Origin of the sequence: Wolbachia endosymbiont (group A) of Crataerina pallida (assembly GCF_964028475.1) — a bacterium.
Classification (GTDB): domain Bacteria; phylum Pseudomonadota; class Alphaproteobacteria; order Rickettsiales; family Anaplasmataceae; genus Wolbachia; species Wolbachia pipientis.
Genome location: NZ_OZ034785.1, coordinates 446,338 through 472,211 on the forward strand (window position 1 = coordinate 446,338; position 25,874 = coordinate 472,211).

The 25,874-nt window shown below is 35.3% G+C and carries 16 protein-coding genes and 2 pseudogenes; 6 read left to right on the forward strand and 12 right to left on the reverse strand.

The features are described 5' to 3' along the window. Positions 1 to 24: 24 nt before the first annotated feature. Positions 25 to 2,100: an acetyl-CoA carboxylase biotin carboxylase subunit gene (locus tag ABWU55_RS02155; RefSeq protein ID WP_353286439.1), complete on the forward strand. Its 2,076-nt coding sequence runs from the start codon at positions 25 to 27 to the stop codon at positions 2,098 to 2,100. Here the strand turns inward: ABWU55_RS02155 and ABWU55_RS02160 are convergent. The 6 genes and pseudogenes from ABWU55_RS02160 to ABWU55_RS02185 form a co-directional block, all read right to left on the reverse strand. Continuing rightward, the gene (locus tag ABWU55_RS02160) at positions 2,049 to 3,077 is read right to left on the reverse strand and encodes a COX15/CtaA family protein (protein ID WP_353286440.1); all 1,029 of its coding nucleotides are present in this window, start codon (positions 3,075 to 3,077) and stop codon (positions 2,049 to 2,051) included. The genes ABWU55_RS02155 and ABWU55_RS02160 overlap by 52 nt on opposite strands. Continuing rightward, positions 3,059 to 4,652: pseudogene (locus ABWU55_RS02165) on the reverse strand (glycosyltransferase family 2 protein). Before ABWU55_RS02165 ends, ABWU55_RS02160 begins: the two are co-directional and overlap by 19 nt. A 14-nt stretch (positions 4,653 to 4,666) precedes the next feature. Further along, complete coding sequence (locus ABWU55_RS02170; RefSeq protein ID WP_065094793.1) at positions 4,667 to 5,143, reverse strand: hypothetical protein; 477 nt, start codon at positions 5,141 to 5,143, stop codon at positions 4,667 to 4,669. Positions 5,144 to 5,151: 8 nt separating this feature from the next. After that, positions 5,152 to 5,631: an ATP synthase F0 subunit B gene (locus ABWU55_RS02175; protein ID WP_010962584.1), complete on the reverse strand. Its 480-nt coding sequence runs from the start codon at positions 5,629 to 5,631 to the stop codon at positions 5,152 to 5,154. A gap of 3 nt (positions 5,632 to 5,634) precedes the next feature. Continuing rightward, a complete protein-coding gene (locus ABWU55_RS02180; RefSeq protein WP_006014985.1) occupies positions 5,635 to 5,862 on the reverse strand; it encodes a F0F1 ATP synthase subunit C in 228 nt (75 codons plus the stop codon). A 59-nt stretch (positions 5,863 to 5,921) separates the two neighbouring features. Beyond that, entirely contained in the window at positions 5,922 to 6,647 is a 726-nt protein-coding gene (locus ABWU55_RS02185; RefSeq protein WP_353286441.1) for a F0F1 ATP synthase subunit A, read from the reverse strand. A 229-nt stretch (positions 6,648 to 6,876) separates the two neighbouring features. Between ABWU55_RS02185 and ABWU55_RS02190 the strand changes: the two genes are divergently transcribed. Together ABWU55_RS02190 and pheT are read left to right on the forward strand one after the other, a co-directional pair. Continuing rightward, positions 6,877 to 7,140 (forward strand): hypothetical protein, encoded by a 264-nt coding sequence (locus ABWU55_RS02190; protein WP_010962582.1) that lies wholly within the window; start codon positions 6,877 to 6,879, stop codon positions 7,138 to 7,140. A 112-nt stretch (positions 7,141 to 7,252) separates the two neighbouring features. After that, complete coding sequence (gene pheT, locus ABWU55_RS02195) at positions 7,253 to 9,592, forward strand: phenylalanine--tRNA ligase subunit beta (protein ID WP_209472911.1); 2,340 nt, start codon at positions 7,253 to 7,255, stop codon at positions 9,590 to 9,592. On the opposite strand, the gene ABWU55_RS02200 is transcribed toward pheT, so the two are convergent. Continuing rightward, positions 9,583 to 12,330: a hypothetical protein gene (locus tag ABWU55_RS02200; protein ID WP_353286442.1), complete on the reverse strand. Its 2,748-nt coding sequence runs from the start codon at positions 12,328 to 12,330 to the stop codon at positions 9,583 to 9,585. The genes pheT and ABWU55_RS02200 overlap by 10 nt on opposite strands. 58 nt (positions 12,331 to 12,388) lie before the next feature. Then, complete coding sequence (locus ABWU55_RS02205; protein ID WP_353286443.1) at positions 12,389 to 15,730, reverse strand: class I tRNA ligase family protein; 3,342 nt, start codon at positions 15,728 to 15,730, stop codon at positions 12,389 to 12,391. 176 nt (positions 15,731 to 15,906) lie between these two features. Between ABWU55_RS02205 and ABWU55_RS02210 the strand changes: the two genes are divergently transcribed. Then, positions 15,907 to 17,373, forward strand: a complete 1,467-nt coding sequence (locus tag ABWU55_RS02210; RefSeq protein ID WP_007548626.1) for a peptide MFS transporter — start codon at positions 15,907 to 15,909, stop codon at positions 17,371 to 17,373. A 139-nt stretch (positions 17,374 to 17,512) separates the two neighbouring features. Here the strand turns inward: ABWU55_RS02210 and miaB are convergent. Together miaB and hemJ are read right to left on the reverse strand one after the other, a co-directional pair. Beyond that, positions 17,513 to 18,831, reverse strand: a pseudogene (gene miaB, locus ABWU55_RS02215) (tRNA (N6-isopentenyl adenosine(37)-C2)-methylthiotransferase MiaB). 988 nt (positions 18,832 to 19,819) lie between these two features. Further along, entirely contained in the window at positions 19,820 to 20,248 is a 429-nt protein-coding gene (gene hemJ / locus ABWU55_RS02225; RefSeq protein ID WP_010082641.1) for a protoporphyrinogen oxidase HemJ, read from the reverse strand. 55 nt (positions 20,249 to 20,303) lie between these two features. Between hemJ and pdhA the strand changes: the two genes are divergently transcribed. Both pdhA and ABWU55_RS02235 read left to right on the forward strand, forming a co-directional pair. Next, positions 20,304 to 21,284, forward strand: a complete 981-nt coding sequence (gene pdhA / locus ABWU55_RS02230; RefSeq protein ID WP_006279887.1) for a pyruvate dehydrogenase (acetyl-transferring) E1 component subunit alpha — start codon at positions 20,304 to 20,306, stop codon at positions 21,282 to 21,284. 408 nt (positions 21,285 to 21,692) lie between these two features. Then, the gene (locus tag ABWU55_RS02235) at positions 21,693 to 22,616 is read left to right on the forward strand and encodes an RluA family pseudouridine synthase (protein WP_006279888.1); all 924 of its coding nucleotides are present in this window, start codon (positions 21,693 to 21,695) and stop codon (positions 22,614 to 22,616) included. A 7-nt stretch (positions 22,617 to 22,623) separates the two neighbouring features. On the opposite strand, the gene ABWU55_RS02240 is transcribed toward ABWU55_RS02235, so the two are convergent. Both ABWU55_RS02240 and aspS read right to left on the reverse strand, forming a co-directional pair. Continuing rightward, the gene (locus tag ABWU55_RS02240; RefSeq protein ID WP_006280528.1) at positions 22,624 to 23,886 is read right to left on the reverse strand and encodes an MFS transporter; all 1,263 of its coding nucleotides are present in this window, start codon (positions 23,884 to 23,886) and stop codon (positions 22,624 to 22,626) included. A gap of 61 nt (positions 23,887 to 23,947) precedes the next feature. Continuing rightward, entirely contained in the window at positions 23,948 to 25,750 is a 1,803-nt protein-coding gene (gene aspS / locus ABWU55_RS02245; RefSeq protein ID WP_007548818.1) for an aspartate--tRNA ligase, read from the reverse strand. Between the last annotated feature and the right edge of the window lie 124 nt (positions 25,751 to 25,874).

A 25,874-nucleotide genomic window follows, 5' to 3' on the forward strand; every position in this document is an offset into this window, starting at 1 on the left:
AACTTCAGAAAGTATACTCATACGATGACGGAAAAGAAGTACAGTAAGATTTTAATAGCAAACAGAGGAGAGATTGCCTGCAGGATTATCAGAACTGCTCGTAGGATGGGTATATCTTGTGTGTGCATATACTCGGATGCAGATGTAAATTCTGTGCATGTAAGACAAGCAGATGAGTCAAGATATATCGGCCCTTCGCCATCTTGCCTCAGTTATTTAAACATTGAAAAAATATGTGAAGTAGCAGTTGAAACAGGTGCTGAGGCAGTTCATCCTGGCTATGGTTTTTTAGCAGAAAATCCAGATTTTCCACGTGCTTTGCAAAAACACGATATAGACTTCATCGGCCCCAGTGCAGAAACAATAGAAGTTACAGCCAACAAAATAACAGCAAAAGAAGCGGCAAAAAAAGCTGGAGTGAATGTAGTGCCAGGATATATGGGTAAGATTAGCGACGCTGCCCACGCAGCTCAAGTTGCTGAAGAAATTGGCTTTCCGGTTATGCTTAAAGCTGCATCAGGCGGTGGTGGCAAAGGAATGCGAATTGTAAACTCCAAAAAAGGAATTGAACTAGCATTTACATCAGCCACAAATGAAGCAGAGAAAAGTTTTAAGGATGGCAGTATCTTTATAGAGAAATATATAGAGTTGCCAAGACATATTGAAATACAAATCATAGCAGATAAATATGGCAATATAGTTTGTCTTGGAGAAAGAGAATGCTCGATACAAAGGAATAATCAGAAAATAATAGAAGAAACGCCAAGTCCATTCATTAGTGAAGAAGTAAGACAAAAAATGTATGTTCAATGTGTTTCTCTGGCAAAGCAAGTTGGCTATTTTTCAGCAGGCACTGTTGAGTTTGTTGTAGATAAAGACCAAAACTTCTATTTTCTTGAGGTAAATACGAGATTGCAAGTTGAGCATCCAGTAACAGAATTTATAACTGGAATAGACATAGTAGAAGAAATGATTAGAACTTCCTGTGGAGAAAAATTAAGGTTCAGTCAGGATGATATTAAACTTACTGGTTCTGCAATAGAAAGTAGAATTTGCGCTGAAGACCCATCGAAGAAATTTTTCCCTTCCAGCGGAAGAATAAAATATTACGATAAACCGGGTGAAAATGATTATGTAAGAATAGATGATGGAGTTGCTGCAGGTTCAGAAATTAGCATGTTCTATGATTCGATGATTGCCAAAGTGATAACATATGGAAAAGATAGAGTAGAAGCGATCAGCAGAATGCAAAAAGCATTGTCTGAATGCTATATAGAAGGAGTAACAAATAATATAGAATTTCTAGAATCCATCTTCCATCACCCAAATTTTATCGCAGCAAAGCTCCATACGAGATTCATTCCAGATCATTACCCTAGTGGGTTTCACGGCGATTTTGTTACAGAGGAGTATATTAAAATATTTATTTTCACTGCGTTATATGTTCATTTGGAAAATGAAGAAAGGTACCATCATAAAGCAGTGAATGAAACATCTCAGGTGTCATTCCAGTGCGTGACACTGGAATCTAGTAAAAAAGAAGGGGCACCAGTATCAGCTACTCGGATGGCAGGTGACCGTGCAAGAGATTTATTCATAGTGAATATAAATGACAATGAGTACTCCGTAAATGCAAAATACCAAGATAATATATTAATAACGGTATATAATCACAATAAATACTCCGTTATAGGCAAGTGGAAATCAAGTTATAGATTGCTATATATCACAATTAATGACGATACCAATATAGCACTTAAAATAGAAAGACAAGGCAGCAAGTACTTCATAAGGCATGCAGGCATGAAAGCTGAGTGTTGTATATTTAAGCCTCATGTAGCTGAATTAAGTAGGTTAATGCTAAATAATGAAACAGAAGGGATTTCAGCAGATGCTGTAAAATCCCCAATATCTGGTTTATTAGTTAAATTGCACGTAAATGTAGGAGATCAGGTGGAAATAGGACAACCTTTATTTGTGGTGGAGGCAATGAAAATGGAAAATATCATATGTGCTGAAGCAGCAATGGTGATAAAAAATATTCCCGTTCAAGAAGGAAAAAATGTGCAGATTGGTGATGTAGTCTGCTTTCTTAAATAACATAAGAAGTACAAACTTGACCCAAACAAGATAAATGAAAACACTTGATGAGCTATGGCAATGGCTATTGGTATGTGCAATAATAGAGTAATTACACCTAAAATGATCTGAATGACGACGGAGAGCAGCATAATATATACCGGTTTTATGCTAGCATTTTTTACTGTGAGTATTACTACCAAAGTTAGTATTAGCAATGCCAGTGCTCGATGTATAAATTGCACTGTTGCTCTGTTCTCAAAGATATTTAACCATGTAGGCTGTAAGAAAAATAAATCTTCTGGAACGATTTGTCCGTCCATTAGTGGAAAGGTATTGTAAATTAGACCAGCATTTAATCCTGCAACAAATGCGCCGAAAATTATTTGTATCATGATCAGAACTAAAATAATTCCTACGTAGTACTTGGTGTTACAACTAATCTTAAGTTTAGTTTGCTTTGGCCTGATTTGGTAATCAAAAAATTGATATGAAAATAATGCAAAGATAATTAATGCTAATAATAAGTGAAGTGCGAGCCTATAGTGGCTAACATGAGGCTTGGCTACCAAGCCGCTTTTTACCATATACCAACCAGCAAAAGCTTGTAAAGCTCCAAATAATAATGCCACAAATAGCTTTATTACTACCTTTTTAGATATTTTTCTTCTTAATGTAAAATATATAAATGGCAGGACAAAAACTAAACCTGTTAGTCTTGCAACCAATCTGTGTACATATTCTATTAAGTATATAGCGCGAAACTCCTCCATACTAATACCATAGTTAAGTGCTTTATATTCAGGTGTAGCTTCGTATTTTAATTTTTCTTGTAGCCAGTCTTGTTCACTCAGTGGTGGTAATGTTCCAGTAATGGGTTTCCACTCCGTGATTGACAATCCTGCTTTTGAAAGTCTGGTAAATCCACCAATCCCTACCATGAGAATTGCCATGACCGAGCAGAGAAAAAGCCAAATAGCTACAGGTTTTGCTTCCATAAACCATGCTGAGTTTTGTTCCATCGCTCAGGGTAAAGAATAAATTCCCATAAGGCAAGAAAAGCTGCAACACTATGTAGCAGACTATAGACCGGAAAAAATATCGATACTATATAAAAATAAAAAGGCATCTTTTGCTGTTTGACAGCTATTACCAAAAGAATCAGGTTAGTAACGTATACCACTACAAAGTAGTACAAAAATAATTCATTTAAAACTTTAGTTAATATCAATGAAAGCAGTAAAAATGGAGTAGTAAAAAATATAAAAGCTGCAGAGCCAACAAAAAGATTCAATAGCAAAATTCCCTTAAATCCAGTGTGTTTATAAAGTGACTTTATATTTTTTAAATGAACAATATAAGTTTGCATATAGCCTTTGATCCAGCGCGCTCTTTGCTTAATCCAAGCAAATACAGCAATTGGTGACTCTTCCAATGTTTCTGAGTCAATCATCCTGGTTTTATATCCCATTTGCGCAAGTCTCAAACCAAGGTCAGCATCTTCGACTATAAGCATCCCAGAAAAACACTTCTTTTAGAATTTTTACTGAAAAATGATTACTGCTACCACCCAAAGGTATCGGCATGTTCATTTTTTGGAATCCAGGCAATAAGTATTGAAACCAGTTCATATACTCCAGAGAAAAGAATTTTGTGAGAAAATTATAATCACAATTGTAGTAATTTAATTTCGCCTGTACACAGGCAAGCTTATCGTCGTCCTTATTAAATTCAATCAGTGCTTTTTTTAACTGCAATGGGTCTGGTTTATCGTCCGCATCATATATTACTGCATACTTTCCTCTAGCAAAGCTCATAGCATAATTGCATGACTTGGCTTTTGTTCTAGGCAAAGAATGAGGCACTTTTATTACTTCAAAATACTGCGGTAAAGTGTACTTTTCTATAGCTGCTAGCGTTTCTTGGTCATCACTTTCTACCTGAAGCTTCACATCTAATTTTGATTTTGGATAATCCAAACTTTCAATGCTTTCAACCAATTGCTCTATCACTGCACTTTCTTTAAAAGCAGGCAATAAAATAGTATATATAGGAAAATCTTCTTCACTCAGCTTACTATAATCCACTTTTTGGTTGGAGGTTTCACATAAGTTAAAAATTGTAGCTATAAACTTGAATAAATAGCTAGAACATCCGATTATAAATATCAACATCAAAGCAAAATATGTATATTTCTCTGTTAGTGTTAAAATTGAAGTTACAATAAAGAAAGAAGCAAAAAATATTGAGCTTAGTTTAATGCTTTTGGCTGAAAAATTAGGATTCTTGTAATATAAGTAGTTGCTTGCAAATTCTGAAATACCAAAGTGCGAGTTAAGAAGATTTAAAATCTGTTCGCTATCCACTTTTATTAATACATAGTCAATACCGTAATGAGCTTCGACCCAACGGTTGATATCTCGGCTTGTGTCTTCAACCATAAAAAAAGTAGTATTATTTAATTTTTGCCAAGGAATTATATTAAATTTATAGTAAAAAAGTTTCTCTGGCTCTTTGCACAAACTAGAATCAAACTTAATTTTTTCTACATTATCAGCTTGAAGTATAGGCAATTGTTGCATTGAACCTAATGCAATTTTTTATTTAAGTCACGTGAAAATGAAGATATGACCTCGCTACTACGCTTATCATCTTTACGTTCATGCATTATTTTTTTTACAGCATCAGCAGCTATATTCGCTGTGTTAGCCTGTAAATCTCCAAGAGCTTTTTCAACTTGGTCAGTGACTTTCTTCAAGTTAGAATGGGCATTGTCATCTAATGTCTGATCTAGCTGCTGTCTATTGTGCTTAATGATACTATTAGCTTTATCAAGTGCTTCATTCATCATTTTATTAACTTCTGCATCTAATTCTTTGTATTTTTTAGAAGATTTTTTGTAATACTCCAACATATCTTTCCTGAATTTTTCAGTTTCTTCACTTGAAAATTTGCTTTTGTTACGCTTATTGTTAAGCGCATTTTTTATCACTTTCTTTAGCAATTTATACGAAAGGACAAAACTTACCAAGAAGGCAAGACCGATAATCAGTGATGTAGACATAAAAACCCCTAAAATTCTTTGGACACCAAGTCAGCAATAAATTCCTCTTCAATTTCAGAATTAGTCAATTTAGTATAATAAATTAAAGCAATACTAGTAGCCATTTGTTTTAACTGATCAGTATATTCAGATTTAAATTCTGCCACTTTTTTTTCAATAAGCTTGCTCTTTTTTTTATCTTCCTCTTCTAATATATTCTTAACATTAGCTCTCATTTCTTCTACCTGAGCAAGTGCATCATCTATGATTTTTTTTGCCTGTATTCTAGCTTGGGTTAAAGCTGCGTTATACTTGGTAATCTGATCTTCCGTAAGTCTTAAAAGATGAACAGAACTATTAAAAGAACCCAATACTTCTTTACTTCTAGTGCTTATTATTTCATCTAACTTTGGCAAAAATAAACAACTTACTACGAAAAAAAGTGAAGAGAAAAAAATTAAAAACCAAAAAACTTGAGAAAAGAAGGTTGAAACATCAAGCTGTGGCATCTGTTAAGCAGCAAATATTAATAACATTGCAAGTACAAACGCAAGCAATCCCATGATTTCAACCATGGCAGCACCAATATAAACATAACTTTTCATTTTACCTTCTGATTCAGGGTTTCTCGCAATCCCATTTAACATAGCAGAGAAGATATTAGCTATACCTAAACCAGCGCCGAGCATTCCAAACACAGCTAAACCAATTGCTATAAATTTTAAAGCTACTAAATCCATATATTACCTTTAATTATTTCTTTATAATATAATTGTAAAATATTCTACAAGGAAGTCAATTACTTTACTGCATCTGACAAATATACACATGTTAATATAGTAAATATATAAGCTTGTAAAATTGCAACAAATACTTCAAATCCTATCAATGCAATTATGAACAAAAACGGCGCAGGAGTGAAAAATATGTTCATATTTACAATAAACCCTGCTATCACTTTGATGATTGTATGACCAGCAATCATATTTGCTGCAAGCCTTATTGATAGGATAACCGGCCTTACTAAATAAGCAAACAACTTAATAATAATTATTATAGGTGCAAGCCACGAAGGAGTTCCTTTTGGTAGCAATATGCGTAAAAATTCTACTCCCCTTTCTTTAAATCCAACAATCGTTATATAAATAAAAACCACCATCGATAAAGCGAAGGTGACTATCACATGACTTGTGACCGTGAAACTATAAGGAAGAACACCAACTAAATTACACGATAAAATGAAAATAAACACTGTAAATATCAATGGAATGTGCTGCAAGCCTTTGCTTCCAGTGTTATTTTCTATTATTGAAATAACAAAATCATATACATACTCAACTGCAGCTTGCAAATATCCTGGTATTACTGCCCCCTTCTTTATTCCAAAAAGCAAAAAGAGTATCACCAATATCACCGAAATCATCGTGAAAAGAGATGAATTGGTAAAGCTTACGTCATACCCAAATAACCTAGGTAACTCTATTACCGTATATACTTTAAACTGTTCCAGCGGATTTAATGCCATTTTAATCTGAATTATAAACAGTAAATAAAGTATGAATTTTATAGGACAAAGTCAAGAATTAAGATAAAGCTCTGTATTATTATAACATTAACATATTAACAAAATATGTAATTAGAATGTTAATTACAGTCAGCTCTGTATTTTAAAATTTACTAATCTTGTTAAATTATTCAATATCTTGACTTAATATCTTATTTTGATTATAATTTAATTTTTAGTGAGGTATATAATGAACGAAATAGATTTTATTAACACTAATCATCCTTTAAATTTGGAGCAGGAATTTGGTAACGGATACATCGAATCAGTAGATTGTTTCCTTGACGAAGATACTCGCGATTATTACATAGGACTCAACAATGCAATAATACACTTTTTTTTTGATGGTAACATTGATGAGGATGCCTGGGATTATGAAAGTCTTAAATTCTTTCTGGAGATAGATTTAAAAGGTGATATAGAAAAAATTCTTTCTCTTCGCAAGAAGATATAAAGTTACAAAAGCTTCTACATCATAAACAATGATGTAGAAGTATTCCACTACAACAAGCTTTAAAAGCACTACATTTTATATTACAATAACTTTTTTGTTTCTTGTTAGATCGATGAAATTCACGTTATCTTGGTTACTGGAGTATTTAGAAACCAATGCTAGTTTAGAAGAAATTACCGATAAATTAACTCACATAGGGTTAGAAGTAGAAGATGTGATCGACAATACCAAATTAGCTGGTTTTATTGTTGCAGAAGTATTAGAGGTGATACAGCATCCAAATGCTGATAAATTAAAATTATGTAAAGTAGATGACGGAAGTAAAATTCTACAAATAGTTTGCGGAGCAAACAATGTTAGAGAAGGTATGAAAACTGTGCTTGCATCTCTTGGTAGCACATTGCCAGAAAGTGATTTCACAATCAAGCCTACAAAAATACGAGGAGTGCTAAGTGAAGGGATGCTCTGCTCTGCTTCTGAACTTGCGTTGGTTCAAGAGGAAAGTGAAGGAATAATCGAGCTTTCCGATGATTATAAAGTAGGGGATAAATTTTTCAATTGTGACCCTGTAATTGATATAAATGTTACTCCAAACCGTGGAGATTGCTTAGGCATTTATGGAATAGCTCGCGACCTTGCTGCAACTGGAATTGGAACATTAAAGACTTTAAGCATTCCACAACTTACCAGCTCCATAAATTCACCAATCGATGTTGAAGTTACTGACGGAGAAAGTTTTATTAGTGGAATATACATCGCCAATGTAAAAAATCAAGAAAGCCCAAAGTGGCTAAAAGATAAATTGGAATCGATAGGAATGCGCTCCATTTCTACAATAGTTGATATCACGAACTATATTATGATATCTTTCAGCCGCCCAATGCACGCGTATGATGCAAAAAAAATAGAAGGAGAGCTCACAGTACGCAAAGCAAACGACGGAGAAAAATTTGCTGGTTTAAACGGTAAAGAATACTTATTAAACAAAGACATGAGCGTTATTGCAGGTGATAAAAATATTCATGGAGTTGCTGGAATTATAGGTGGAAAGTGCAGTGGATGTACACTTGAAACTACTGATATCTTTTTAGAGTCTGCTTGGTTTGACCCTATATCTATCGCTAAATCTGCAAGGCAAATAAACATCTCCACAGACGCTAGTTACAGATTTGCACGTTCTGTTGATCCCGAATTTACTTTTGATGGACTCAACCTTGCAGCTAAAATGATTCTGGATTTATGTGGTGGAGAAGCCTCAAGCGTAGTGTCTGCTGGCAGCTTAGATAGGGCTGACACCAAGGTGAGCTTTGATTACCAAGATGTAAACAAGTTTGGAAGTGTATCTGTATTGCCTGATGAAGTGTTCGATATCTTGACGAAACTAGGGTTTAATATTGATAAAAAAACCGAAGGCAATTGGAATGTACAAGTACCAAGCTGGAGACCGGACGTGACAATACCGGTTGACCTAATTGAAGAAGTAACAAGGATATACGGCTATGACAAAATAAAAGAAGAACCACTACCAAATAATGTTGAAGAAGTAGATAGTACATACGACAATTTGCGTATTTTGATGACAAACAGAGGGTTTCATGAAGTGCTAACCTGGTCGTTTATGAGTGAATCAACAGCTGAAAAATTTGGTTACTCGAATAAGTTATTTATCATCGATAATCCGTTTAACAATAACTTTAATATAATGAGACCAAGTATTATGCCAAATTTATTGCAAGTTACTGCTGATAATATTGCCCATGGAATATCTGATCTTGCAATCTTCGAAATCGGGCCGATTTACGATGGTGAAGCTCAGTCTAAACATGTTTTAAGTGGAATAAGAACAGGAAATAATTTACCGCGAAACCATTATAATACTAATAGGAAAGTAGATGTTTTTGACGCAAAGGCTGATTGCATAGCAGCTTTGGAGTTTTTTAACGTCAATTGCGATAATTTAACGATAGAGAGAGCAGAAAAAGAACATTACCACCCAGGAAAGTCAGGCACTCTCTCTTTTAAGAATAAAGTAGCAGGTTATTTTGGAGAGTTGCATCCTAATATATTAGATCTTTTTGACATCAAGCAAAAAGTTGTAGGTTTTGAGGTGATATTAGAAAATATTGAAAATTTACCTGTAAGTAGAAAGAAATTTATCGATTATAAATACCAAAGTGTAAAACGTGATTTTGCATTTATTGTAAATAAGGATGTGAAAGTAGGTAACATAATCAATGTGGTAAAAAAAAGCTCAGAGCTCATCACAGAAGTTTTAGTATTTGACGTATACCATGGAAATAATATAGAATCGAATAAGATGTCTATAGCATTGTCAGTTACTTTCTGCTCTCCAACTCACACTTTAACTGAAAAAGAGATCCAAAAAGAATCAAGTGCTATAGTTAATTTAGTATGTGAAAATACCGGAGGAACTTTGAGAACTTATCGTTGAGTCACAATCATAGTTTCCTGCCGTTGCTGTGTCACACTTACTTCATCCAATTTATTTCCAATATTGAATTCAATATCCTTGAAAAATCTATCCCACATTCCATGCAAATGCTCTTCTATTTTAGGCCACACATCATTTTTAAATGTTACCCCATCATCAGAAAATAAATTACCTAAAAAGGCTCCAACACCTTCATAATTTAACTGAAAACATTGAAGAAATGTCTCTCCTTCTTTATAAGTATTATGTGCCACATTTAACGCTTTTCTCTCTGTAGTCTCTTTATAAGCATTTGATGCTCCAATCTTTATTGCACCAAACATAACTTTACTCCAGTTCTTAACTTTCTGTATACAACCTTCACTATTTCCTGGTATATTATTTATTATATCTTTTGTCAAATTATCTATCAAAGGAGACAATAAACCTTGATAAAAGTGCTTGATATTATTTTTTGTTTTTATCACAGGACTTTTTATGCATTTTTCTGCCAAATAGTATTCAAGTTCCGCTTCCTCTAACAACTTCTTAACTGCTTCTTCGTTAAAAGTTTCACGCTCGAACTCCTTCAGTAAATCATCCTCTATTATTGCAAACTTTATTTTTTCGCGAGATTCTAGTTCTTCTATATAATCATTTTTTGTTTCTTCATTTATCAACAATCCTTTTTCTTCTAATTCTAACTGTTTTAATGCTTTGAGAATTTCTTGGTTATTTTTCAAATGCTTCTCTATTAATTTTGTACTTGGATGCTGTTCTCCTTTCCTATTTCGCTCACCTTCTAAATATTTGTTTAAATCCTCATTTTCTTCTATTACTTTCCTTAACGATATAGGTTGCTCTAAGCATTCTGCAATTTCCGCTCGGTGCGCATTAATCCTCTGTACTAAATCCGGCTCCTTTTCCTCTAACAGCTTACATGAATCCTCTATACCCTTTGCTTGGCCTTTGAGTACATTTTGTATTTTGCATTTCGTTATTTCTAAATATATCTTTGCTACAAAAGCATTTACTTTATCTGAAGCTTCTTTTAAATTCTCACTCAAAGAACCTTTTATCTCCTTTTCTAAATCCCGAAACTGGTCTATTAAGCTGAGCATGCCTAATAGGCCTAACTCACCCTTGGCTTTTTTCATTACTGATTTTACTAGCCTTTGCTCAACTTCTTGATCATCATACTCGAACTTAAAAAGACCTTCTAACCTTCTTCTTAAAACATCACCTGCTAAATTATTCTTTTTTACATCTCCATATATTTCTTTCAATTTTTCATGTATCCTAATATATCTTTTTTGTCCTTCTTTTTTTAAAAGATTAATCTCTTCTTTAGCATTACCTAGAGCTGTCTCTGTTTCTCTACTATGTATATATTTATAAACATCAATAATTGTTCTCTTAGCTATCTTCCCTTCTTCTTTAAGCCGCTTCCATTCTGCTTTAAATATAGGAAGCTCACTATCATCTAAAACATCCGGTACTTTTGCTCCTGCTTTTTTCAGATCTCTTATTATCACTTCTTTCTCACCTGGTAATTCCTTACCTTGACTCTCTAATTCCTGTCTCACTAAAGAATTTTTTATCTCATCTTCCAGTGAAAAACCTTCTTTCCGTCTATCCAGCTGAAACCTAACTGCTTGTATAAAGGCAACTTGATAGGCGTTGTATATTAAGTGAGTTGTCAACTTAAAATCTATGCTACTTACCACTTTTAACCTGAATTCGTCCAACAATTCCTTCAATTTATCATATGTAATCTCTTTCTTTTCTAGCTTTATCAGTTCTTCCATAGTCTTCGCAAATTCTTGAATAGAAGTTGCAAGCACATTCTTGATCTCATTACGTAAAGGCTTAAGACCATTTTTTAAGTGGATATTAGCTGATAATTTCAGTATGGTATTATGTTCTGAATCACGTGCAACATTAAACCAACTACCATCTTTATCTTCGTATAAATCTCTAAGTAGTTGTTTAAATTGCGGTGGAAACTTAACTTCCATATTCCACTTAATGTCTGCTTCAATAGCCTCTATCTCATGAAAAGACACCTCAATATTTTGGTGTTCATTTTGACATAACCCATTACTTATTTTAATAGCAGCAATCAAAAAATGAGATAATTTTTTATTTAAAAGATAAAAAGTAGCCAAAGCGAGTGTTGCAGGAATAAGTAATGCTGCAAGCACAGCGATATTAACAAGAATCACTATTGCAGCAAGAACACCATATGCCAATCTTTTTGCTGTACTTTCACTTACTTCACTTTTTTTTGTTTTATTCTCCTCTGAACTGATTTGTGTCTTATCATTTGTTTTTAATTTATTATATACGGCTAATCCTAACGCAGTGAAAACTATATAAGGAAACATTAAAACTGATAGAGCTAAATTTAATACTTTCTTCTCCGGGCAAGCTCGATTTACCTCTTTAAATATTCTACTTGATATATTATACCAAGAAGTAAAAAAATCAGAGTTATAATCTTTATAATGAAATATACTGAGTGGAACGTTAAAATTAGCTAACGGCTCTTGTTCTTCCACAGCATCAAAAAATTCTTCTTCCTCTTCTGAAGTAGCAAGACCTAAATCATTCCCTTCTTCTACATTAGAAACAGCTTCCATAGCATCAAAAGACTCTTCCTCTTCCAAAGTAACATTGGAAATAGATTCTACTTTACCTAAATCATCACTATTGTTATTTAAGTCAACAACTTTCTTACAATCTACAACAGCATGCATACCATAACCTTACCTCAAGTAACCTAAGTATAGCATAAACAATGACAACTTTCAACTACTAATAATTTAACCTAATACCAACTATCAAATTTTGGTACTCCTTAAAATAAAAGTTAGTTCCAATTTCTGTATTAATGTCCAAAGATAAGGTAAGGGTCTGCTCTTTTATATATTCAATCCACGTATTTATTGCTTCCTTAATTTTCTCATCTTCTGTTTTGATTATTACTCTGATTCTATCGGACATATGAAAATCAGCTTGTTTCCTGGTTTCCTGAATGAGCCTCACGACATCTCTTGCAAGCCCTTCTAGAATTAATTCATCATTTAGTTCAGTATTTAGAATGACAATCCCTTTATTGTTATCAAATACAGAGGAATATTCACTGTTTGCTTTTAACAATAGTTCATATTCGCCTTTTTCTATAATATAGTTCTCTGATTCGTCTCCTAGAAATATCTGCTCATTCTCAACTTGCTTCCATTTTCCCTCCTTGACATATTGAACTAGCTTCTTGATTTTGTCTGGAATTCTTTTCCCAAGCAGTGGGAAATTTAGCTTTAACTCTAGTGATGCAATACCTTCAAGTCTGTTTACTAATTCCAAGCTTTTTACATTCACCTCATCTTTTATCATCTCCTGGTACTCATTTGAATCTGCAGCACACTGGATCCCAGTGTCAGCTACTTGGATAACAGGAGAGAACTCTGGGATGACAGAAAGCGGTTCACCTTCAAGAAAACTACAGGAAGACTGATGATAAATGATCATACTGCCAAGCGGCTGTCTGATACGTATATTAAAAGTGTTTCTGATCGAAAGTGCAGAGTTGCACACCTCTCTCACTAGATCCATCTTGGCAATGAGCTGACTATCAAACTTCTCTAATTGTGGAAAATTAGCCAAATGAACAGATGTTTCTTCATACTTAAGCCCTTGCCATATATTCTCTGTTATAAGTGGCAACAAAGGAGCTGCAGCTCTTAGTATGTAATAAAAAACCGTATATAGAACATTATAAGCATCAGTTTTATCCTGATCCAAATCACTTTTCCAAAAACGCTCGCGACTGCGACGAATATACCAGTTATTCAGCACTTCAAAAAAATCTATCAGAATTTTGCAAGCCTCTTGGGAGCTATAGCTGTTCATAGAAGCTTGGATACTTTCTACAGCTTCAAAACATTTGGAAATCATGTAGCGATCAATAGTACTTTGATAATCCTTACAAACTTCAGCTTTAATTCCATCTGCATTTGCATACATAGTAAAAAAGTGATAACTGTTCCAAATAGGTTTTATTACGTTTTTCAGAACATCTCGTATTGAGTTTCCTTCTTTATCGAGTAGCAAATTACCACCACAAATAATAGATCCAGAAAGCATAAGAAAACGCAGTGCATCAGAACCGTATCTATCAAAAACCTCCATTGGATCTGCATAGTTATTCAAACGTTTGGACAATTTTTGCCCTTTTACATCCAAAACAACACCGTGGCATATGCAGTTCTTAAATGGTTCCCTATTAAACAAAGCAGTGGACAATACAAAGAGCGTATAAAACCACCCCCTGGTTTGCGCTATGTATTCAGTGATAAAATCCGCAGATTCAAACCACTCCTTATTTTCAAACGGATAGTGGATTTGCGCAAATGGCATCGAGCCAGATTCAAACCAGCAGTCAAACACGTCAGGTACACGGCGCATAACTGATTTTCCTGTTGGATCATCAGGATTTAGTCTTGTTAAAGTATCGATAAATGGTCTGTGCAAGTCGTCTATTTTAACATTAAAATCTCTCTCCAGTTCTTCTATTGAACCATATACATCTACTCTTGGATATCTCGCATCATCTGATTTCCATACAGGGATTGGCGTACCCCAGAATCGATTGCGTGAAATTGACCAGTCGTGTGCCCCTTCAAGCCATTTTCCAAATTGACCATCTCTAATGTGGTTTGGTATCCAATTAACTCTCTTATTTAGCTCTACCATTCTGCTTTTGAATTTTGTAACAGCAACATACCAAGAAGGCATAGTTCGATAGATCAAAGGAGTGTCAGTTCTCCAGCAGTGTGGATAATTGTGAATATATTGCTCAGTCTTAAACCAACTTCCCTGCCCTTTCAATTTTTTTATTACTGTATCATTGGCATCAAAAACATGAACCCCTGCCAAATCTGAAACTTCAGCAGTAAATTTTCCACTGTTATCAATTGGACAAATAACTGGAATATCATGGCTTTGGCAAAGGTAAAAATCTTCCTCACCAAATCCAGGAGCAGTATGCACAACGCCAGTACCGTCTTCTTCCGTCACATAATCAGCAATAAAAACGCGAAATGCATTTTTTGTGTCTTTAAAATAGTCAAACAGTGGTTTGTAAGAAAGACCTGCAAGATCATTCGCTTTAAGTTTTATATTGCAGTTTTCATATGGAATATTGTTTTGTTCAGAGTGGCTGATAAATTTCTCTAAGTAGCTTTCAGCAAAAATGTATATTTCACCATTCATTGAACTTCCTTCACTACTCCCTGTCATCCCAGTGCCCAGACACTGGGATCCAGAAATAGATTCCAGCGTCACGCGCTGGAATGACATCAAAGGGTGGACTGACACTGCACAATACTTAATATCTTTTCCTATTGCTAAAGCCAAGTTGCTCGGCAACGTCCAAGGAGTTGTAGTCCAAGCAAGTAATTTACACTTTCGTTTAACACTTTTAAATTGCTGTGGGTTTTCTAAAAGCTCAAATGCAACAGTTACAGCTTTGCTAACTTTTTCTCTATACGCGTTATCAAGCCTTGTTTCGAAATTAGATAATGGAGTTTCGCATGCCCAGCTATATGGTACAACGCGCACTGATTCATACACCAGACCCTTATCATAAAGCTGCTTGAATGCCCACATGACCGACTCCATGAATGATTTATCCATAGTCTTATAGTCATTGTGAAAGTCTACCCACCTTGCTTGCCTATTTACATACTTCTCCCACTCTGATGAAAATTTCATCACAGAAGTACGGCAATGATCGTTAAATTTATCTATACCAAACTTCTCTATCTCAGTTCTACCAGATATTCCAAGTTCTTTTTCTGCACCCATCTCAGCCGGCAATCCATGGCAATCCCAGCCAAATCTACGTTCAACCCTTTTTTGAAGCATAGTTTGATATCTTGCAAATGCGTCTTTGATGAAACCAGTGAGTAAATGTCCATAATGCGGAAGTCCATTTGCAAACGGAGGCCCATCGTAAAAGACAAAACAATTATCCTTGGAACGTTCTTCAACTGACCGCTCAAAAACTTTGTTTTCCTGCCAAAATTTTATGATTTCCTTTTCTAACGATAAAAAATCAGGACTACTTACTGTATCAGGATAATGCTTTGACTTCATGTTCGCTATGTAAAACTAAAGAATATAGGGCTTTCTGAAAAATTACAAATTCAAAAATATTTCCGTAGCTCACACCCCAACAAACTATTCTGCCGAGCTTCCAATACCTTTTTTTAAGTTTTACTTGCAGTTTTTATTGTTTTACTTAACATTAACCCAAGCTTTAGGGGTATTTTATGGATCAGAAGACAGATAAGTTTCCACAATTTTTAAAAATGTTGTGCTTTGTTGAAATGTGGGAACGTTTCTCTTACTATGGAATGAGGGCACTTTTGGTCCTATTTTTGACTTCTCACTTAGGTTTCACTGATGAGAGGGCCTTTACTATTTACTCATTATTTGCTGCAACAGGTTATGCTATACCAATACTTGGAGGTTTTTTAGCTGATAAGTTGATGGGATTCCGCAACATGGTGTTGCTTGGAGGGATAGTGATGATAGCAGGTCATGCTTGCATGTCATTGGTTAAGTTTGAACCAGGTTTATTATATTTAGGTTTATCTCTAATAGCCATAGGTACTGGTATGTTTAAAGGGAACGTAACTAACTTACTTAGTTCATGCTATGGCAAAGACGATCCTGAACGTAGCAGAGGCTTTACTTTATTTTACGTAGGTGTGAATATTGGAGCAATATTGGCTTCTATTTCATGTGGTTATGTAGCCCACTTGTTTGGCTGGCACTACGGCTTTGGTTTAGCTGGTATTGGGATGTCTATAGGGCTAATCTTTTTTCTCAAATTTCAGAATCTTTTAGGAGATAGCGGCCTTTCTCCTTATCCAGAGCTTATGAATAAGCGCATATTAGGGATTAAAATTTTTGGTATAGTATTGATAGGAAGCTTTCTGTCATCATCAATAATTGCTAAAATGCTTATACATAGTGAATTTTTTACTAATATGCTCATATTTATTGGAATAACAGCTCTGGGCATATTTATTTATATAATATCTAAATTATCAGCAGAACAAAGACGAAAATTAGTGGCATTATCTATTCTTGTGGTATTTTTCTTGTGTTTTTTTGCTTTAGAAATGCAGCTTGGCTCTTTGGTTAACTTATTCACCGAAAGAAACGTTATTAACAATGTATTAGGTATAACAATCCCAGCTTCAGTTTCTCAAGCCATAAATCCTTTGTCAATTATAATATTTGGCTTTCTTTTTGGAACATACATGAAGTTTAAGCAAAAATATGCAACTTCCATGTTTACCCTTGGCCTTCTGACAATGGCTATGTGTTTTTTCACACTGTACATAGGATGTTTAAACTCTAACATTGAAGGTAAAGTAGAATACTTATATTTAATAATTGCTATCTCCTTTATGGGACTGGGAGAATTATGTATTGCTCCATTAGTCCAAGAACAAGCAACTACACTAGCCCCCAAAAACCTTAGAGGAGTAGTGATGGGTATAGTAATGCTGTCATTAGCGTTTTCTAACCTAGCCGGAGTTGCAATATCAAAATTTATGTCAGTTCCTTCAGTAAATGGTAAAATAAATTATTTAGAATCTTTAGAAATATATAAAGAGGGTTTTTTAAAGGTGGGAATATTTAATTTAATGCTCGTTATTGTATTTTTATTCTTCTTCAATTTTATACATAAAGTTGTTACTAACTCATCTTGTACAAAAAATTGATATAGGTAAGCTCAAATTTGTAGGTTTAAGGTACCCGTTCAGCAGAGGTAGCAATTAAACTTTGTAACTTTTGAAAAAGATTATGATTGCATTTTTTCAATACTCTTTGCTTAAGATTTATATTTAACGCTGCTTAAAATCAGTGAAATGCACACCCCAGCAAACTACTCTGCCGAGCTTCCAACACTTTCACATTTACTATTTTGTCCCTGTATTTATCTTCAGAATCATCAATGCACACTGATTGCATATATGGGCTTTTACCAATAATTTGGTTTTGGTGTTTACCTTTTTTATCGCTAAATAGAACAGGTATAGTTTTACCTACCATACTCTGGTTAAACTCAAGTTGTTGCTTACTAATTAATTTCTGTAAACGAAGAAGGCGCTCTGTTTTAACCTCTTCTGGTACTTGATCTTTTCTTTCCGCTCCCGTGTGCCTGGTCTTGGGCTGTATTTAAAACTATAAGCCTGAGCATATCTAACTTTTTCTACTAATTTCATAGTTTCTTCAAAATCTTTTTCGGTTTCTCCAGGAAAACCAACAATAAAATCAGAAGAAAATTCGATTTCAGGTTTCAATTTGCGAAATCTGTCTATTATTTCCAAATACTCCTCTGCAGTGTGTTTCCTGTTCATCGCGTGCAATATTTTATTCGAACCAGACTGCACAGGCAGGTGAACAAACGGCATGAGCTTTGGCTCTTCCGCATGTGCCAAGTAGAGAGATTCATGCATATCTCTTGGATGAGAAGTTGTATAACGAATCCTCTCTAGCTTTTCAATTTTAGCAATATGACTAATTAATTTTCCTAAATCCCACACTTCCCCTTCGCACTCCCCATGGTAAGCATTGACGTTCTGACCAAGCAAATTGATCTCATTTGCCCCATTTGCAACTAATTTCAATGCTTCACGAAATATTTCATTCACTGGCCGTGAATACTCAGCTCCACGAGTATAGGGCACTACACAAAACGTACAAAATTTATCACAACCCTCTTGTATGGCAAGAAACGCAGAAGACCCCTGGCTATTGCCATAGCATTCATCTGGCAATTTATCAAACTTTGCAACTTCAGGAAAATCAGTGTTTATTACATGACCTTTACTTCTGCTTGCTTTGACTATCAGCTCCGGTAAGGTAGCGATACTCTGCGGACCAACAACAATATCAACAAAAGGAGCCCTTCTGAACACTTCTTCTCCCTCTGCTTGCGCTACACACCCAGCCACCACTATAGTCATTTCTTTTCGTAACGAATGAATCTTCCCAAGCTCTGAGTAAAGTTTTTCTGCTGCCTTCTCTCTAATGTGACAAGTATTCAGTATCACTAAATCGGCTTTCCCTGCATCACTAACAACGTTGAACCCCAAAGGTTTAATTACATTTTCCATTAAAACGGAGTCATAAACGTTCATCTGACAGCCGTAAGTTTTAATATATAGGCCTTTCATATTTGGTATGTCTTTTTCAAAATTTCTTCACCCTACACGTAAATGTCTAACAGACCAGCGCGTGACGCTAGTGAACTTGCTAGCACAATAGATTTTGACAAAATTATACGAAAAACTGGATCCCAGTGTCAAGCACTGGGATGACAAGTTCTCGGCAACCCCTACGTAATACCATCACGGTATCTCTAGATCCCGCTAACAAGTAGCGGGATGACGGTTGTCAGGGTGTCATGAAAGTAGCTAACACTGGCTTCCATCCAAGAGGGCAGTGCCCTCTTCTTGTCATCCCAGTGCTTGACACTGGGATGGCTTTGTTGCATCGCTACTTATGAAAGGCTAACTATAGTTAGGATTATAAGCAACCTATTGAAAATCTTGTTTTTTTGCAATCAATCTGATCAAATTTAAGAATAGTAATTTATTATTTATATTAATAAATTTAATTCTATTGAAAATAGCTAAAGCATTGAAATTCTTGAATTTTAGCCGGATTAGTGAGTGGTAGTGAAATTTCTTTTACTCAAATTTAGGTATTCACTGACCGTTCTTGTTATAAATACCAGAATAATAAGCTACTGATATTCTCTACCTTTTTTATCTTTATCCATCATAGCTAGCGATGCAACAAAGCCCACTGGGATCCAGGAAAAAGAATGGTGTCATGCAAGTAGCTAACACTGGGATCCAGGAAAAAGAATGGTGTCATGCAAGTAGCTAACACTGGGATCCAGGAAAAAGAATGGTGTCATCCGAGTAGCTTGACACTGGCATCCAGGAGACTTAATTGCAAGTAATGCATTGAGTTTGGTGAGTATGGGTTTTGCGTTATAGAATGAAGCACTTTTGGTGAATTTGTAAAGAAAGCTGGATCCCAGTGTCAAGCACTGGGATGACAAGAAAGGGAGCACTGGAATTTTTATTTCAGTATTGTACATTAGCCATGCATCTGAACAGATACGAGCTTTCTGCTTTTTTTGGGTAAGGTCAGTCAAAAAGGTTTTACAACAACCATAATAACTATAACTATTATCAATACTGTAACTGCTTCATTTAAAACGCGAAAATAAATATGTGACTTCTTATTCGAACCCATTGCAAAATTTTTCCTATATTTTGCAAGTAGCATATGAATAATTAACATCAAAAGTATTGCAAATGCTTTTACATGAAACCATCCTTCACGATATGCTTCCCTAATAACCATTAGTGTAATTCCAAGACCAAGTGAGAAAAGCATTGCAGGGTTTATGATATATCTAAGTAGCCTCTTTTCCATTGTTTGAAGCAAGCTATCATTTTCCGATCCCGGTTTTACAGTTGCATGGTAGACATAAAGCCTGGGTAAATAAAGCATACCTGCCATCCACATGATAACAGAGATAACGTGAAAAGCCTCAAGCCAGTGGTAATAGTTCATTAGCAAAAATTTAAAATTCCTGGTATTGTGTTAGTTTAATGAAAAAGAAATCGATATGAAAGCAGAAAATTTCACTAAAGAACAGATAATTGGATTCTACAGGAAAATGCTACTCATACGCAGATTTGAGGAAAAAGCAGGACAATTATATGGGATGGGATTAATAGGCGGGTTCTGTCACCTATCAATAGGACAAGAAGCAGTTGCAGTTGGAACTCAAGCTGCATCAAAATTAGGTGACGCTTTTATCACAAGTTATAGAGACCATGGCTTAATGCTCGCATGTGATTCTGATCCAAATGTTGTAATGGCAGAGCTTACCGGCAAAGAAACAGGATGCTCAAAAGGTAAAGGTGGTTCGATGCACGTATTTGACGTTGAAAAAAAATTCTTCGGCGGGCATGGAATAGTGGGAGCACAAGTTCCAATTGGCACAGGAATAGCATTTGCTAATAAATATAAGAAAAAAGATAATGTGGTATTTACATATTTTGGCGACGGTGCTGCAAATCAAGGACAAGTATATGAATCGTTTAATATGGCATCTTTGTGGGAGTTGCCTGTGGTTTACATCATAGAAAATAATGAATACGCAATGGGAACCTCCGTGCAAAGGTCAACTTTAGTAACAGAGTTATATAAAAGAGGAGAAAGTTTTGGTATTCCTGGAAAACAAGTTGATGGAATGGATTTTTTCTCTGTTTATGAGGCTACAAGCGAAGCAGCGGAACACACACGCAGCGGAAAAGGGCCTATCCTGCTTGAAATGAAGACATATCGATATCGCGGTCACTCAATGTCAGATCCTGCTACTTATCGCTTAAAAGAAGAAGTTGAAGATATGAAGCAAAATCATGACCCTATAAGCACTTTAAAGAAATACATGACAGATAATAAAATGGCTTCAGAAGAAGAGTGCAAAGTAATTGATAAGGAAATACGTGATTTAGTAAAAAAGTCGGAAGATTTTGCCAAAAATAGTAAAGAACCAAGCGTTGATGAGCTGTATACTGATGTTTATAAATTTGTTAGCTAATTTTTTTATCCAGAACTGTACAAACATTGTATAGTAAACGATGTCATCCAAATAGCTCCTTCTCCCGTCATCCAAGTGCCCTCCTTTTTTTGTCATCCCAGTGCTCTGACTACTTGGATCCAGCTGAGTTGGTGAGTATAAAAGTATAGCTAACGCAAGCTCTACGTCATGCCGCCGCGAACCGTCATACCGCGATTCATTCGCGGTATCTCTAGATCCCGCTAACAAGCAGCGGTATGACGGTTGTCAGGCTAGCTGTCATCTCAGTAGTCTCCTTCTCCTGTCATCCGAGTAGCTGACACTGGTTCCTTTATGACGGCAGTAGCCCCTTCGGTGTCATTCCAGTGCTTGACACTGGAATGACACCAATAATTGACATTTCACTAGATATTCATTATAAATAATGGAATGCTACAAAGTATAAAAACCATATTAATAGAAGACGATAACGTTAGGCTGGATAGGTACATCAGAAGAATCTTTCCTGATCTAAAGCAATCTGTAATTGAAAAATCTTTAAGGAAAGGATTAATCAAAGTTGATGATTGCAAAGCAAAGTCCAGTGATAGAGTAAATTCTGGGCAAACTATAACGCTGAAGCACTTGAATTATATTGAAAACGCTAATTCTGATCGCAAATATAATGAAAAGTTAGTGAATCTACTAAGAGAGAACATATTATATGAAGACGAATATATACTAGCTATAAACAAACCCGCAGGGGTCATCGTTCAAGGTGGCGTAAAAGTAAAGATTAGCATGAGTGATTTGCTTGACCAAATAAGAGAGGGAGAAACATTTAAAATTGTCCATAGGCTAGATAGAGATACGAGTGGAGTGATAATATTCGCACGCAACGCTAATGTTGCCAGATACCTTATGGAAGAATTTAAAGGACGAAGAGTAAAAAAAACTTATTTAGCATTAACTTCTGGCATACCGAGCAAGGATAGTGGAACAATAGACTATCCATTGGTGAAAAAATATGTTTCAGGTCAAGAAAAAGTGGTCGTTGATGAAAATTCACCTCAGAATGCCACTACGCATTTTTCAATTATAGCAAAATCCAAACACAATGTTGCTTATTTAAAATTACAACCAATTACCGGCAGAACCCATCAGTTACGTGCACATTTAGCTCATATAAATTGCCCTATTCTTGGTGACGGTAAATATGGTGGTAAAAAAGCTTTTATTGATGGGATAGCAAATAAAATTCACCTTCATTCGCATTCTTTATCTTTAAAACTGCCAAACAATAAAGAAATCACTATCACCGCTCCTATCACTAAACACATCGAAAAATCCATTGAAGCGCTATTTTTCGACTGAAACGATTTCACCAATCAACTTTTCTGTCTTTGGCTTTAATTTGAAGCACAGATATTAGGCTAATTAATGCGCAGGCAGTAAGATAAATGCCTGCTGCAAGTTTTGTTTCGGTTTTTTCTATAAGCCACATGCATATGTATGGAGAAAGGCCACCAAAAATTCCTGCAGATATATTATTTGCTAAGCTTACGCCAGTGCATCTTACTTTTGTTGGAAACAGTTCACAAATAACAGAACCATATATTCCAAAAGATGCACCTACTGGTATAGTAATCAATAAGTAAGTTATTATTACGACATAGTGGTTAACGGAAGATAATAATGGTAATACACATGTACCAATCAGAGATAGCATAATCAGTACAGGAATCATTACGCGTTTTCTTCCAACTTTATCAGATAAAATTGCAAAAAGTACCGCAGATGCTGCAAATACAACCTGTATTACTATCCTCATTAAATCTTTAACACTAATAGATAAAATAACTAGCTCTTTTATTGATATATTATAAAACATTATTGCTGCGTAGACAATTGCATTCTGAGCAATTCCCAGATTGATTGAAATAATAAGCGGTCTTTTATAGTTTCTTACTAGTTCTAACAATGGTGAATGTGCTAAATTATTAGCGTACTTATTAGTTTTATATGCTAAGCTTTCTTTTAATATGTACCTAGTTAAAAAACCTATTGTCCCCAAAAAAAAGCAAAAATAAAAAAGCAACTTCCATCCCCATATTTCATAGTTCTCACCTGTAACTCTTTTGCAGATAAATATCATTGTTATGCATAAGAGCGTTCCAAGGGCTCCGCTAAAGGGCTTCATACTTCCTAAGAAACCTAGATTTTTTTTATCTTTTGAATGCTCTATCGTAAATGCTGTATTAATGCTTGTTTCACCTCCTGCAGTTATTCCTTGCACTATTCTACAAAACACAAGCAATACAGGTGAAAGCAACCCTATTTCTTTATACCCAGGTATAATTCCCATAATTGTGGATGATATTGAAATTAATATTACTGAAGTAAGTAAAGTCTTTCTTCTGCCATACTTATCTCCCATATAACCAAAAATTACTGCACCAATTGGTCTAAACGCAAAACCAATTGCAAAAACACCAAGGAATTTGAGTGTACTCAAATAATGATCTTCTGATGGGAAAAAAACGTTGATGATTGTATCTGTTAATACTCCAAAAAGAGTGAGTTCATACCACACAATCATGTTACAGATCATGCCCGATAGTATTGCTTTTTGGATATTATTCATGGTCTTTCAATTTAACATAACCTAATATATCATTAACCGGTGCTCCTTGCTATAAAATTTTTCATTCAATAACCTTCAAGGATAATTCACGTAAATGCTTATCCTCCACCTTGGAAGGAGCACCCATTAGAACATCTTCACCTTGCTGGTTCATAGGAAAACAGATTACTTCACGAATATTTGGCTCATCAGCAAGCAGCATAACTATTCTATCAACTCCTGGTGCTATTCCACCATGAGGAGGAACACCAAATCTGAATGCACGTACAAGTGCACCGAATCTTGTATCAACTTCTCCCCGGCTATAACCTGCAATGGCAAAAGCTTTATACATGATATCCAGTTTGTTATTACGAATCGCCCCACTTGACAGTTCTATTCCATTGCAAACAAGATCATATTGGTAAGCAAGGATATCCAGTGGATTTTTGTCCTCTAAATCTTTCAGACCACCGTGTGGCATGGAGAATGGGTTATGAAAGAAATCGATTTTTTTACTTTTATCGTCATATACAAAATATGGAAAATCAATGATCCAACAAAACTTGAAGATATTATCATCTATAAGACTGAGTTCTGACCCTAAAAGAGTGCGTACTTTTCCTGCAATGTTTGCCGCCTCATTCTCTTTGTCAGAAGCAAAAAATACACTATCTCCTGGCTCTATGTTTGTTGCTTCTCTTATGTGGTTTAGCCTATTTTCATCAAGAAATTTAGCAATTGGGCCTTTCGCAGTTCCATCTTTATCAAACGTTATATATCCGAGACCCTTAGCACCGAATTCTTTTTGCGCATGTTCTATCTTTTTATCAAAGAAGCTGCGTGGTTCCTCTGCTGTTTTAGGTGCAGGGATGGCTCTCACTACCATACCACGCTCAATATTGCTTTTGAAAATATTGAACCCTGAATCACGAAAAATTTCTGTAACATCGCTGATTAATAGTGGATTACGCAAATCTGGCTTGTCAGAACCATACTTAAGCATTGCCTCTTTGTATGTAATGCGTGGAAAATCTTTATCGACAGACTTGCGAGAAAATTTAGCAAACACTCTATATAAGGTAGACTCAATAATCTGAAAGATGTCTTCTTGAGTTACAAAAGACATTTCAAGATCTAGCTGATAAAACTCTCCCGGAGAACGGTCAGCCCTTGCGTCTTCATCACGAAAACACGGTGCAATTTGGAAATATTTATCAAACCCTGAAACCATGAGCAACTGTTTGAAAATCTGCGGAGCTTGTGGCAATGCATAGAACTTGCCAGGATTTAGCCTGCTTGGCACTAGGTAGTCGCGTGCTCCTTCAGGAGAGGAAGCAGTGAGTATTGGAGTTTGAATCTCTAAAAATCCTCGCTCTATCATGAGCTTGCGGAGCTCTGCAATAATTTGTGAGCGCAAAATAATATTGTTGCGGACTTTTTCACGTCTTAAGTCAAGAAATCGATATTTAAATCTCATGTTTTCTGGGTATTCTTGCTCGCCGGTAATGCTTGCCAATATACTTCTTTCTTCTTTTGCTATTTCTTCATCAAAGTGGAACTCAACTTCCGACTCAACGCGCAAATTGTTGACTATCACCTCGATTTCTCCGGTAGAAATAGAGCTGTTTACCGTATCTTCAGTTCTAGCTTCAACTATTCCTGTAACAGTAATTACACTCTCCAATTTTAAATTTGATATCTCATCAAAAAAGTCTTTGTCATTATTAAATACTAGCTGAGTGATTCCGTAGAAGTCTCTTAAATCAACAAAAATTAGGTTACCATGGTCGCGCTTACGATATAACCATCCAGAAAGGGTAACTTCCTTTTCTACGTCGTTCTTCCTCAGTTCATTGCACGTATGAGTTTTATAGCAGTTCATATTTGTTTTACTTCTAAATTCTTTAAGAAGTATAGAAATAAACCTTATTACATACAAGCCCGTTCGTCAGATATTTGCGCAATTTTCGAAATAGAGCAGTACTGCTTTTATATTGTCTTTACCC